Origin of the sequence: Xanthomonas axonopodis (genome assembly GCF_001304695.1) — a bacterium.
Taxonomy (GTDB): domain Bacteria; phylum Pseudomonadota; class Gammaproteobacteria; order Xanthomonadales; family Xanthomonadaceae; genus Xanthomonas; species Xanthomonas axonopodis.
The window spans coordinates 1-13053 of sequence record NZ_JFAQ01000246.1; the positions used below are offsets into that span (position 1 = coordinate 1).

At 63.3% G+C, this 13053-nt stretch carries 9 protein-coding genes; 7 read left to right on the top strand and 2 right to left on the bottom strand.

Translation table 11 applies throughout. The features are described from left to right. The 7 genes from XAXN_RS18660 to XAXN_RS18690 all read left to right on the top strand — a co-directional run. Positions 1 to 2250: TonB-dependent receptor domain-containing protein (locus XAXN_RS18660; RefSeq protein WP_054320639.1), on the top strand; the 2250-nt coding region annotated here is incomplete at its 5' end. A gap of 103 nt (positions 2251 to 2353) precedes the next feature. Next, positions 2354 to 3973, top strand: coding sequence for a glucoamylase family protein (locus XAXN_RS18665; RefSeq protein ID WP_054320640.1), 1620 nt, complete (start codon positions 2354 to 2356; stop codon positions 3971 to 3973). Between the two features lie 3 nt (positions 3974 to 3976). Beyond that, positions 3977 to 5350 (top strand): sugar ABC transporter substrate-binding protein, encoded by a 1374-nt coding sequence (locus XAXN_RS18670; RefSeq protein ID WP_054320641.1) that lies wholly within the window; start codon positions 3977 to 3979, stop codon positions 5348 to 5350. Further along, entirely contained in the window at positions 5344 to 6228 is an 885-nt protein-coding gene (locus XAXN_RS18675; protein WP_054320642.1) for a carbohydrate ABC transporter permease, read from the top strand. The genes XAXN_RS18670 and XAXN_RS18675 overlap by 7 nt, the downstream gene beginning before the upstream one ends. Continuing rightward, entirely contained in the window at positions 6225 to 7061 is an 837-nt protein-coding gene (locus tag XAXN_RS18680) for a carbohydrate ABC transporter permease (protein ID WP_054320643.1), read from the top strand. The genes XAXN_RS18675 and XAXN_RS18680 overlap by 4 nt, the downstream gene beginning before the upstream one ends. 26 nt (positions 7062 to 7087) lie before the next feature. Next, positions 7088 to 10222: a discoidin domain-containing protein gene (locus tag XAXN_RS18685; RefSeq protein WP_054320657.1), complete on the top strand. Its 3135-nt coding sequence runs from the start codon at positions 7088 to 7090 to the stop codon at positions 10220 to 10222. Positions 10223 to 10416: 194 nt separating this feature from the next. Then, positions 10417 to 11199 (top strand): endonuclease/exonuclease/phosphatase family protein, encoded by a 783-nt coding sequence (locus XAXN_RS18690; RefSeq protein ID WP_241148220.1) that lies wholly within the window; start codon positions 10417 to 10419, stop codon positions 11197 to 11199. Positions 11200 to 11300: 101 nt separating this feature from the next. Here XAXN_RS18690 and XAXN_RS18695 read toward each other — a convergent pair whose 3' ends face one another. Continuing rightward, a complete protein-coding gene (locus XAXN_RS18695) occupies positions 11301 to 12533 on the bottom strand; it encodes a TraB/GumN family protein (RefSeq protein WP_054320644.1) in 1233 nt (410 codons plus the stop codon). Then, the gene (locus tag XAXN_RS18700; RefSeq protein WP_054320645.1) at positions 12514 to 13053 is read right to left on the bottom strand and encodes a GNAT family N-acetyltransferase; all 540 of its coding nucleotides are present in this window, start codon (positions 13051 to 13053) and stop codon (positions 12514 to 12516) included. The genes XAXN_RS18695 and XAXN_RS18700 overlap by 20 nt, the downstream gene beginning before the upstream one ends.

A 13053-nucleotide genomic window follows, 5' to 3' on the forward strand; every position in this document is an offset into this window, starting at 1 on the left:
TACAAGGCCGAGTTCGACCAGGTCAGCGGCGCGGCCATCGTGGCCTCGTCCAAGTCCGGCACCAACGACTTCCACGGCAGCTTCTTCTGGGACACCAGCAATGACAGCTGGCGCGAGGAAAGCCCGCTGGAGAAGAAGGCCGGCGTGCGCGACGACTTCGAAGAAACCCAGTACGGCGCCACCTTCAGCGGCCCGATCCTCAAGGAGAAGGCGCATTTCTTCATCGCCTATGAAGCCAAGGAATACACCACCCCGAACGTGGTGATCCCCGGTTCGATCTATTCGGACCGCGTCGACCAGTTGCCGGCCCAGCTGCAGCCGCTGGTGGTGACCTCCAGCACGCCGTTCAAGGAAGACCTGTACTTCGGCAAGATCGACTGGACCATTGGCGAGAACAACCTGTTCGAGCTGACCGGCAAGTACCGCAAGGAAGACGAGCTCAACGATGTTGGCCAGACCTCGACCTACGAGCACGGCAGCATCAACGGGCAGGAAGAAAAGCGCGCCAACCTGCGTTGGCAGTACAGCGGGGCCAGCTTCCTCAACGAAGCGAACCTGAGCTACGAAAGCGCGTTCTGGAACCAGGCGCCGATCAACAACGGCAATGCCTACATCCTCAGCTACGCGCCGGTGCGCGGCAACGAGACCGACATCCTGGCGGCGGGCGCCGGCAGCAGCTTCCAGCGCAAGGGGCAGAAGGGCTGGACCTTCCAGGACGACCTGACCTTGAACAGCCTGGAATGGCATGGCGCGCACACCGTCAAGATGGGCGTGAAGTTCAAGAGCATCGACCTGGATTCGACCCAGTTCAACCCGGCCAACCCGCAGTACTACTACAACATCCTCACCGACGTCGAGACACCGTACCGCGTGCGCTTCGGTGCGCCGCTGGTGGAAGGTGGCGGCTCGGTAGTGTCCAAGAACAAGCAGTACGGCATCTACCTGCAGGACGACTGGGAGGTCAACGAGCACTGGACCTTGAACCTGGGCGTGCGCTACGACTACGAAGAAACCCCGGCGTTCCTGGATTTCGTGACCCCCTCGGACGTCGCCAGCGCGCTGCAGAACTGGCCCAACCTGCGCAACGCCAACTACAACATCAACGACTTCATCAGCACCGGCAACAACCGCAAGGCCTTCAAGAATGCGTGGCAGCCGCGTCTGGGCGCCTCCTACGACCTGTTCGGCGATCAGGCCCACGTGATCTATGGCGGCGCCGGCCGTGCCTACGACCGCAACATCTTCGATTACCTGGCCCTGGAGCAGCTCAACAACTCCTTCAAGTCGTATAACTACTACTTCACCAGCGCCAACAACCCCACTTGCCTGGGCGACCCGTGCACGGCCTGGAATCCGGCGTACAACAGCCAGGATGGCTTGAACACACTCACGGCCAACAGCACCGGTGGTGGCGGGCGCGAGGTCTACCTGATCGACAACAACCTCAAGACCCCGTACTCCGACCAATTCAGCATCGGCATGCGCAACATGGTGCCGTTGCGGGGCCAGGACTGGTTCACGGATGTCACCCTGAGCCGCATCGAGAGCCATGACGGTTTCGCTTTCGTGCGAGGCAACCGCCTGCCGGACGGTTCTTTCTTCCAGCCGGGCACCACCTCCGGCGTGCCGACCGACGGCCCGAACGGCTACAGCGCCATCGTGCTGGGCACCAACGGCGTGGAAACCCGCAACAACCAGCTGGCCTTGCAGGTGGAAAAGCCCTTCGACGAAGAGTCCGGGTGGGGCCTGACCGTGGCCTACACCTATTCCGATGCGAAGGAGAACCGTCAGTTCGGCGAGCACTATGCGCTGGACCGCGAACGCATCCAGGACTATGGCTGGCGTGAGGCCGGCGGCATCCCGAAGAACCGCCTGGTGGTCACCGGCATCTACGAGCTGCCGTATGAAATCAAGCTGTCCGGCAAGCTGTCGCTGGCAAGCCAGACCGCGCGCTACGGCCAGAATTGCCTGGCCGGCAACGACCAGTGCGAGATCATCCAGTTCAAGCCGGATGGCACGCTGGGCTACAAGGAATTCAGCATTGCCGCAAATAAAGAGTGGGACACCGGCGGTGGCATCAAATTCAATGTGCGTGCGGATATCCTCAACGTGTTCAACTGGGTTAATTACGCCACCTTCAACGGCGATACCGGAACCTTGCAGGACTTGAACACGGCTTACGGCACACCGACCGGTTTGCTGGCGTCGCCGATGCGTACCTTCCGTCTGGCCTTCGGCCTGAACTGGTGAGGTGCTCGACCGCCCTGGCCGCAACGCCAGGGCGGTCGAACTCGGCGCCTGGATAGGGTAGGTTGGCGTGTCAGATGTAATCGATTACACACGTGGGTGGCGGATGGACAGAGGCAACACGTCGCGATGGTTGACGATTCCACTCTTGCTGGGCGCGCTGGTCCTGGCGTCGTGCAAGCAAGCCGAGGAACCCAAGGTGGCCGAAAAGAAGGCACCGGTCAAAGTCATCCTGGTTGAGGCGCAACTGCCGCCCAAACCGGTCGAACCGCCACTACCGCCGCTGTTTTCGGACATCGAACGCCGCACGTTCCAGTTTTTCTGGGACACCACGAACGAGGCCAACGGCTTGTCGCCGGATCGGTTTCCGTCGCGCCCGTTCGCCGGCATTGCGTCGGTCGGATTTGCGCTCACCGCGTATCCGATCGGCATCGAAAACGGGTGGGTCAGTCGCAATCAGGCGATCGACCGCACCCTGACCACGCTGAAATTCTTCCGCGACGCGCCGATGGGGCCGCAGAAGACCGGCCGGGCCGGCTACAAAGGCTTCTACTACCATTTTCTGGACATGCAACATGGCAACCGCTACGACAGCTGGGTTGAGCTGTCGAGCGTGGACACCGCACTGCTGATGATGGGCGTGTTGTTTACTCAGTCGTATTACGACGGTGACGACCCGCGCGAAAAGGAGATCCGCCAGATCGCCGACACGCTGTACAAGCGCGTGGACTGGCGCTGGCTGCAACAGCGTGCGCCGCTGATCTCGATGGGCTGGTTCCCCGAGAGCGGCTTCATCAACCACGACTGGATGGGCTACAACGAGGCGATGATGCTGTACATCCTCGCGCTGGGCTCGCCGACGCATGGCGTGGACCCGGACGCCTGGACCAGCTGGACCCGCACCTACAACAACGACTGGGGCGTGTACCAGGGCCAGGAATACCTGTCCTTCGGCCCGCTGTTCGGCCACCAATACAGCCACGTCTGGATCGACTTCCGCGATATCCAGGACCAGTACATGCGCGAACGCGGCATCGACTACTTCCTCAACAGCCGCCGCGCCACGTTGGCGCAGCGCGACTACGCCATCGATAACCCGATGAAGTGGAAGGACTATGGCGAAAACGTCTGGGGTCTCACTGCCAGCGACGGCCCGCAGAACACCAGCCAGGAATACCGCGGCGAGCAGCGTCAATTCCGCCATTACTCTTCGCGCGGCGCCGGTCTGCGCGAGAATTTCGACGACGGCACCATCGCCCCGACTGCGGTGATCTCCTCGATCGTGTTCGCACCGGAAGTGGTGATTCCTGCGACCCAAGAGATGCACAAGCGCTACGGCGACTTCCTGTATTCGAGCTACGGGTTCCTGGATTCGTTCAACCCCAGTTTCAACTACGACATCCCGATCAAAACCGGGCGCATGGTGCCGGACCGTGGCTGGGTGGCCAGCGACTACATCGCCATCGACCAGGGCCCGATCCTGACGATGATCGCCAACTACCAGAACGAATTCGTCTGGAACGTGATGAAGAAGAACCCCTACATCCGTGCCGGTCTGGAACGGGCCGGCTTCACCGGCGGCTGGCTCACCCCGGAGGGTGAGCCGCAACCGGCGCCGCAAAAGGATGAGCAGAAGGCCGCTGCGCGCGCGCTGGGCATGGCCGAATCGCGTGCCGCCGCTGCCCAGGCCCAGCAAGACCCCTCGCAACGCCAAAAACCCGAGTAATCCGTGCGCCTTTTGAAACTGTTGATGTTGGCCGTCCCCCTGTGTGCAGGTGCGGCGGGATGCGAACGCTCCGATCCGGGCAAGACCGCGGTGCGGTTCTGGGCGATGGGCAAGGAGGCCGAAGTGGTCGCCGAGCTGGTGGCCGATTTCGAAAAGCAGAACCCCACCATCCATGTGGATGTGCAAAACATCCCGATGACCGCGGCCCACGAAAAACTGCTGACCGCCTTTGCCGCCGACGGCCTGCCGGATGTGTGCCAGCTCGGCAACACCTGGCTGCCGGAATTTGCGCTGCTGGACACGTTGGAGCCGATGCAACCGTACGTGGCGCGCTCCAAGATCGTCGACCCCGCCGATTATTTCCCCGGTGTGTGGGACACCAATCTGGTCGACGGCACGCTGTACGGCGTGCCGTGGTACGTGGACACGCGCCTGTTGTTCTATCGCAAGGACTTGCTGCGCGAGGCCGGCTACAACCAGATGCCCAAGACCTGGGCCGAGATGGATCAGGTGATGGCCGCGATCAAGCGCAAGGTCGGCCCCGACCGCTACGCCATCCTGATGCCGCTCAACGAATTCGAGCAACAACTCTCGTTCGCGCTGCAGCAGGACGACCGCCTGCTGCGTGACCATGACAACTACGGTAACTTCCGTGGCGCCGGTTTCCGCAAGGCGCTGGGCTTCTACGACAACATGTACCAGCAGGGCTGGGCGCCCAAGGTCTCAGAGACCCAGGTTTCCAACGTCTGGTACGAATTCTTCAACGGCTATTACGCGTTCTATCTGTCCGGCCCGTGGAACGTTCGCGAGTTCAAGCTGCGCCAGCCGCCGGGCATGGAAGGCAAATGGGGCACCGCGCCGTTGCCCGGGCCCAATGGCTTGGGTGCGGGCATTGCCGGCGGTTCCAGCCTGGTGATCTTCAAGTCCTCGCAACACAAGGATGCCAGCTGGAAGCTGATCGAATACCTGTCCCAGCCCACGGTGCAGGCGCGTTTCCACGCCATCATCGGCGACCTGCCGCCGCGTCGCAGTACCTGGAAGCTGCCTTCGCTGGCCAACGACGAATTGGCGCATGCCTTCGGCGACCAGCTAGAGCGTGTCAAGGCCACGCCCAAGGTGCTGGAGTGGGAGCGCATCGTGCAGGAAATGCGTCTGGTCACCGAACGCGTGGTGCGTGGCGGGCAATCGCACGAAGCCGCCGTGCAGGAACTGGATCAACGCGTGGACGAAATTTTGGCCAAGCGCCGCTGGATCTTCGAGCAGGAGGGCGGGCATGTCGGCCCGGCCGGTGACATGGCTCAGCCGGCAGTGAAGCCAGCGGCTGCAGACACCGCCGCGCCAGCCGCCGCAGCGGACCAGGGAGCCCCACGATGTTGAAGCGTAATTCCGTCGCCGGCTGGGTCTTCGCCGCGCCGTCGATCATGGTGCTGGGCATGTTCTTCGGTGTGCCGGTGTTCGCTGCGCTGGTGCTCAGCGTGACCGACTTCGACCTGTACGCACTGGCCGACAGCAGCCATCTGCGCTTTGTCGGCCTGGGCAATTACATCGACCTGCTGCAGACGACGCTGTTCTGGAAGTCGTTGTGGAACACCACGTACTTCGTGCTGCTGGGCGTGCCGATGTCGATCGGCATGTCGCTGGGCGCGGCCCTGCTGCTCAACGCCAAGGCCTCGCGCTTCAAGGCGCTGTTCCGCACCGCCTTGTTCGCGCCGGTGGTGACCACGCTGGTGGCGGTGGCGGTGATCTGGCGCTACCTGTTCAATATCAAATATGGCCTGGTCAACTTCGGGCTGAGCCATCTGGGCATCGCCCCGATCGACTGGCTGGGCGACCCGCGCTGGGCCATGCCCACCATCATGCTGTTCGCGGTGTGGAAGAACTTCGGCTACAACATGGTGATCTTCCTGGCCGGGCTGCAGGCGATCCCGCAAGACCTGTACGAGGCTGCGCGCATTGACGGCGCGTCGCGCTGGAAGCAGTTCCTGCACATCACCTTGCCGATGCTCGGCCCGGTGCTGATGGTGGTCGGCGTGATCACCATTTCCGGCTACTTCCAGCTGTTCGCCGAGCCCTACGTGATGACCCGCGGCGACCCGCTGCAAAGCACCGTCAGTGTGCTGTATTTCATGTTCGAAGAAGGCTTCAAGTGGTGGAACCTCGGCCGTGCGTCGGCGGTGGCGTTCCTGTTGTTCCTCATCATCCTGGCGGTGACCACCGTGATGCTGCGCTTTGGCCGCAAGAAGGACCTGATATGAGCCGTGATGTTGGCGAGTCGCGCTGGAATGCCGTGCTGATCAACGGCGGGCTGCTGGTGCTGGCGCTGATCAGCCTGGCGCCGCTGCTGTGGATGCTGTCGGTGTCGTTCATGCCCACTGGCGAGGCCAGTCGGTTTCCGCCGCCGATGCTGCCGTCGGCGTTCACTACGGCCAACTACCACGAACTGTTCGCACGCACCGGCATGGCGCACAACTTCGCCAACAGCTTGCTGGTGTCCGGGCTGATCACGCTCGGGTCGTTGCTGGTCAACACCATGGCCGGTTATGCGTTCGCCAAGCTGCAGTTCGTCGGCCGCGAGCGCATCTTCAAGATCCTGATGGCGGCGCTGGTGATCCCGTCGCAGGTGGCGATGCTGCCGCTGTTTCTGCTGATGAAGCAACTGCATCTGGTCAACAACATTGGCGGAGTGGTGATGCCGGCGTTGGCCACGGTCTTCGGCATCTTCCTGGTGCGTCAGTACGCACGCAGTATTCCGGATGAATTGATCGAGGCTGCGCGTATCGATGGCGCCAGCGAGATGCGCATCTTCTTGCAGATCGTGTTGCCGATGCTCAAGCCGGTGCTGGTCACCCTGACCATCTTCACCTTCATGGGCTCGTGGAACGACTTCATGTGGCCGCTGATCGTGCTGACCGACCAGGAGCAATACACCTTGCCGGTGGCGCTGGCGGCGTTGTCGCGCGAGCACATCATGGACGTGGAATTGATGATGGCCGGCGCAGTGGTGACGGTGATTCCGGTGCTGCTATTGTTTCTGGCGCTGCAGCGTTACTACATCCAAGGTCTTCTGCTGGGGAGTGTGAAGGGGTGAGTCTAGTGTTCCTGCGACTGTTTGCCATGACCGCCCTTGCCGCCGCGGGCGCGGCACAGGCGCAGGAGCGCGTGCTCGATGGCTTCAACGACAGCGGTGCCTGGCGCCTGGTGGTGTCCAACCAGGTCAGCGGCTCGCTTCGCCCGGTGGTTACCACCTCCGGCGGGCATGCCTTGTGTCTGGACTACAACTTCAACGGCGTCTCCGGCTATGTCGGCATTCGCCGCAACCTGCCGATCGAGTACCCGGACAATTACCGGCTCGGGTTTGCGTTGCGCGGCGACTCGCCTTCCAATGATCTGCAACTCAAGCTGATCGATGCCAGCGGCGACAACGTGTGGTGGGTCAACCGGCCGGGCTTTGCCTTCCCCAAGAACTGGACCACCTTCAATTACCGCAAGCGCAATATCGAAAAAGCCTGGGGCCCAGGTCAGGACAAGCAGCTGCGCAGCAGCGCCGATGTGGAGTTCACCATTTATAACAAGGTCGGCGGCAAGGGCACGGTGTGCTTCAACCGCCTGACGCTCACGCCGCTGCCACCCGAAGACACCTCGCCGCTCCAGGCCAAGGCCATCACCGACACCGCGCCTGCGTTGAAACAGCGCCTGGCCGACGGTAAGCCAGACACGTTCTGGCTCAGCGGCGCGGTCAAACAGCAGACGGTCACGCTGGATCTGGGCAAGGTGCGCGAATTTGGTGGTGCGGTGGTGCAGTGGGTACCGGGATTGCAGGCCTCGCAATATGTGGTGCGTTCGTCCAGCGACGGCCGTAGCTGGCGCGACCTGCGTACCGTTACCGCCGGCGCGGGCGGTAACGATTGGCTGGCGCTTCCCGATACCGAAGCGCGCTACCTGCGGTTCGATCTCAAGGACGGCCCCAACTGGCGCTACGGCATCAAGGAAGTGCAGTTGCAGCCGCTGGCATTCGCCGCAACGCCCAACGACTTCATCAAGTCGCTGGCCGCGCAGCTGCCGCGCGGGAGTTATCCGCGTGGTTTCTCCGGCGAGCAGCCGTACTGGACCATCCTGGGCCTGGATGGCGGCACCGAACAGGGCCTGATCGGCGAAGACGGTGCGGTGGAAGTGGGCAAGGGCGGTTTCAGCATCGAACCGTTCGTGGTCACCGGTGGCAAGGTGCTGCACTGGTCCGATGTCAGCAGCGAGCAAAGCCTGCAGGACGACTACCTGCCGATTCCCAGCGTCGACTGGCACCACGACCTGATGAACCTGCGCGTCACCGCCTTCGTGCAGGGCACCCCCGATCAGGCGCAACTGGTCGCGCGCTACCAACTGCACAACACCGGCAAGGACGCGCGCGAGTTCACCCTGGCGTTGGCAGTCCGGCCATTCCAGGTCAACCCGCCGGCGCAGTTTCTCAATACCTTAGGTGGCGTCAGTCGCATCGACCAACTCGCAGTGGATGGTGGCCAGGTCAGCGTCAACGGCAAGCCGCGGGTGTTTGCTGCACAACGGCCGGATGCCGGTTTTGCGAGCCTCTTCGACAGCGGCATGGACGTCAGCCATCTCACCGCGGCCACGCCGCCGACGGTGACCCAGGTCAAGGACGAAACCGGTCTGGCGTCGGGCGTACTGCTGTATCGCTGGAAGTTGGAGCCCGGCCAACGCCGTGAAGTGGCCCTGGTCATTCCGCAAACCGGCGCCGCGCAGCTGCCGGCTGGCTTCGACGCCGACGAGGCGCAGCAGCAGGTGGCGCAGCAATGGCGCAGCAAGCTCGATCGCGTGCGCATCAGCGTGCCGGCCGAAGGCAAGCCGGTGGTCGATACCTTGCGCACGGCGCTGGCGCATATGCTGATTTCGCGCATCGGCCCACGCCTGCAGCCGGGCACGCGCTCGTATTCGCGCAGCTGGATCCGCGACGGCGCGATGATTTCCGAAGGGCTGTTGCGGCTGGGTCGCGAAGACGTGGTGCGCGACTATGTGGACTGGTTTGCTCCGTATCAGTTCGCTGACGGCATGGTGCCTTGCTGCGTGGACGACCGCGGCAGCGACCCGGTGCCGGAGAACGACAGCCACGGTGAGCTGATCTACAACATCGCCGAGTACTACCGCTATACCGGCGACAAGGCCTTCCTGGAAAAGATGTGGCCGCATGTCGCCGGCGCCTACGACTACATGGAAACGCTGCGCGCCAGCGAGCGCACCGAAGAAAACTTCATGCGTAACCCGGCCTTCTACGGAATGATGCCGGTGTCGATCAGTCACGAAGGCTATTCGGCCAAGCCGGTGCATTCGTATTGGGACAACTTCTGGGCGCTGCGCGGCTACAAGGACGCGGCGATGTTGGCCGGTGCGCTGGACAAGCCAGCGGAGGTGGCACGCTTCAGTGCCGCGCGCGATGAATTCAGCGGCGATCTGGTCGCATCGTTGGGCGCGGCCGTGCGTCAGCACAACCTCGACTTCCTGCCGGGTTCGGCGGAATCGGGCGACTTCGATGCGACCTCGACCACCATTGCGTTGACCCCGGGCGGCGAGCAGCAACGTCTGCCGCAGGATCTGCTGACCAAGACCTTCGAGCGTTACTGGAAGGAATTCTCCGACCGTCGCGACGGCAAGCGCGAATGGAAGGACTACACACCTTACGAATGGCGTAACGTGGCCGCATTCGTGCGCCTGGGCTGGCGCGACCGCGCCTGGGACGCCACCGCCTTCTTCTTCAAGGACCGCGCGCCGCAACCCTGGAACCAATGGGCCGAAGTGGTCTCGCGCACGCCGCGCACACCGTTCTTCGTCGGCGACCTGCCGCATGCCTGGGTCGCCTCGGACTTCGTACGCTCGGTGCTGGACATGTTCGCCTACGGCCGCGAATCCGATGCCAGCCTGGTCATCGCTGCCGGCACGCCGACGCGCTGGTTCGAAGGCAAGGGAATCGGCATTGCCGAACTGCGCACACCGTACGGGCGCCTGAGTTACACCTTGCAGCGCACCGACAAGCAACTGGTGCTGCAGTTGCAGCCAGGGCTGATCCTGCCGCCGGGCGGCGTGGTGCTGCCGTGGCCGTATCAGGGCACCCCCGGCAAGGCCACCATCAACGGCGAATCGGCTGAGTGGCAGAACGGCGAACTGCGCATCCAGCAGATGCCGGCCAACGTGCAGATCGATGTGCCCAGCGCGGTGCGGCGGGCCGAGCGCGCCACGCAATGAGGCCGGCGTGGCGGCCATCCCGGGCAGCGCCAGCACGGCGAGGTTCCCAATGGCCGCTCATGTTGATTGCACTCCTGCTGTTCTCCACCGGCGTGCGGGCTGGGCAAGCCGGGCAGGGCATTTGCTCTGTGCAGCGCGACAATCGTGATCAGTCAGCGAACGCCGTCGAGCCAGCCGCCACAGCTTCGCCTGAAATGACCCTGGTCACGCTCAACCTGCATCATGATCGCGAAGACTTGCCTGCACGACGCGCTTATATCGCCAGGCAACTCAAGCAACTGGCGCCAGATGTGATTGCGTTGCAGGAAGTGATTCAGCGCCGCGGCAGCGTGGAAAATCAGGCTGCCTGGCTCGCACGCACGCTCGGCTATGACTACACCTTCGCCTTAGTGGATCCGGTCGGGTCACCCAAACGCTACGGCAACGCCTTGTTGAGCCGCCGCAGGGTGCTCGCCATGCACCAGCGCCTGCTGCAGCCGTTGGACGATTACCGTGTCGCCGCGCATCTGCAGGTGGATGTCGATGGCCAACCGGTCAACGTCTACGTCACCCATCTCAACGAACGCACCGGACCCACGCGGGACCGGCATCCGCACGCGACAGGTGGCCGATCTGCTGGACTTCATCGCCTCCAGCAGCGCGCAGGAGCCGGTGGTCATCGCCGGCGATTTCAACACCGCCGCCGACACGCTCGATCTGCAAGCGCTCCGCAAGGGCTACGCAAGGGCTACGGCGACAGCTACGGCAGCGTGCATCGCAACAGCGACGCCACGATGAGCACCTTGAACGTGCATGTCTTCGACAAGCCAGCACGCATCGATCATGTGTTTTTCCAGCAGAACCGCCTGCTGGCCCGCGAAGCCCGCATCCTGTTCGACACGCCTTATGCCGAAGGCCGCTGGGCTTCGGATCACTACGGGGTATGGGTGCGCCTGCAGCTCGCGCCGGAGCATCCAGCAATCCACCAGATGCCGTAGGAGCGCACCTGGGCGCGACAGGGATTTACCGGTAAGGCCTCATCGCGCCCGGGTACGCTCCTACGAACGGTCTGGATCCAGTGGCTTCAGCGCCGCGGTACTCACCCATGCAGGCGATTGAAGATCTGCACTCCGGCCAGCCACACACCGGCCATGCTGCCGAAGTTGGTCAGCAGGAATGTCAGCACTACCCGTGAGACGCGGTTGCGGTACCAGCCGCGCAGCGTCTGCGCATCGTCGCGCAGCGACAGAAAATCGCCGTAGGCCGGCTTGCGCATATGCACTTCGACCAGCGCGGCGAATGCACCGGTCGGCACGCTCAGGCGAAATGGTTTGAACGGCGCGACGAGCGCGGCGGTGAGAATGCTCAACGGGTGGCTACCGGCCAGCAAACAGCCGAGCGCGGCCATGCCGCCGGTATACATCGCCCACTGCAGCAACAGGTCCGCGCCCATGCTCAGGCCACCACGCCAGAAACCGATGCCGATACCGGTGATGATGACCGCCAGGATGCCCAGCGTTATCCACGGAATACGCTTGCGTTGCTGCACGTATTCCAGGGATTCGCGCAGCGGGCCGGGTGCCGCGGTGTCCTGTTCCAGATGACGCGCAAGTCCGGCCAGATGCCCGGCGCCCACCACTGCCAAGATCTCGCGCTGATCTGCACCGACTTCTTCGCGCAGACGCGTGGCCATGTATTGATCGCGCTCGGCAATGACTGTCTCGTACAGCTCCGGGCTTTCGCTGGCGAAGTCGCCGAAGCTTGCCTCCAGCATGTCGCCCTGCTTGAGCTTTTCGATTTCTTCTTCGCCGACCTCATCGGCAGCGAACAGGCCGCCGAGTAACCCGCCGGCCAGTTTCATCTTGCCGAAAAATCCCAGGCGCCCGGATGCGCGTTTGAAGGTCAGGCCGACCTCGCGATCGATCAGATGCACCGGCAAGCCTTGCGCGCGTGCCAGGTTCACCGCCTCCTTCAATTCCGCGCCCGGTTCGATGCCCAGTTGCTTGGCAAGGCGACGCTGATACGCCGCCAGGGCCAGATTCGCCGCGAACAAGGCCACGCGTCCCTTGCGAATCACCTGTACCAGATCCAGGCGGGCGAGGGCATCCGGGTCGCTGAGCGCCTGCAGGCGCTGCGCATCCAGTTCCACCGCCACTGCGTCGTAACGCCCGCTGCCGATCGCGCGTTGCACGGCGGCCACGCTCGCCAGCGACACATGCGCGGTGCCGAGCAAGGTATAGCGCACGCCATCGCGTTCGACGATGCGATGGGGCTGGCCGGACAGCGCATCGTCCAGAACGTGGGGGAGCTGCTCAGTCATAAGGCTTTTCATCAGAAGGAGGGGCGGTGTTGCCGGAGCCGAGCGCGCGTTGCATCTGCACGCCGTCCAGCCAGCGACCGTGTTTGCGGCCGATTCCGGTGAAGACTCCGACCGTGCGAAATCCAAAACGTTCATGCAACTGTCGCGATGCCAGATTGCCGGCATCGCCAATCACCGCAATCATCTGCCGGAAGCCGCGCTGCTCGCACACCGCGATCAGCTCGCCCAGCAGCGCTTTGCCGATGCCGCGTCCCTGCATCGCGGCGGCCAGGTAGATCGCGGTCTCCACCGTCCAGCGATATCCGACGCGCGCGCGAAACGCGCTGGCATAGGCATAGCCCGCGACCACGCCATCGAGCTCGGCGACCAGATAGGGGTAGCCTGCATCCACGATCGCGCTGACCCGCGCGCGCATCTCATCGAGCGATGGTGTGCTGTATTCGTAAGTGTTGACCCCGACGATCTGCTCCGCATAAATCGCAGTGATCGCCGGAATGTCCGCATCGCGGACTGCACGCAGCTCCAGTGGCAT

Excerpts from the sequence above, each read along its gene's own strand:
- XAXN_RS18680 (WP_054320643.1), top strand. The coding sequence starts at position 6,225 with ATGAGCCGTGATGTTGGCGAGTCGCGCTGGAATGCCGTGCTGATCAAC.
- XAXN_RS18685 (WP_054320657.1), top strand. The coding sequence starts at position 7,088 with ATGACCGCCCTTGCCGCCGCGGGCGCGGCACAGGCGCAGGAGCGCGTG.
- XAXN_RS18690 (WP_241148220.1), top strand. The coding sequence starts at position 10,417 with ATGACCCTGGTCACGCTCAACCTGCATCATGATCGCGAAGACTTGCCT.
- XAXN_RS18675 (WP_054320642.1), top strand. The coding sequence starts at position 5,344 with ATGTTGAAGCGTAATTCCGTCGCCGGCTGGGTCTTCGCCGCGCCGTCG.
- XAXN_RS18700 (WP_054320645.1), bottom strand. The coding sequence starts at position 13,053 with ATGCCACTGGAGCTGCGTGCAGTCCGCGATGCGGACATTCCGGCGATC.
- XAXN_RS18695 (WP_054320644.1), bottom strand. The coding sequence starts at position 12,533 with ATGAAAAGCCTTATGACTGAGCAGCTCCCCCACGTTCTGGACGATGCG.
- XAXN_RS18665 (WP_054320640.1), top strand. The coding sequence starts at position 2,354 with ATGGACAGAGGCAACACGTCGCGATGGTTGACGATTCCACTCTTGCTG.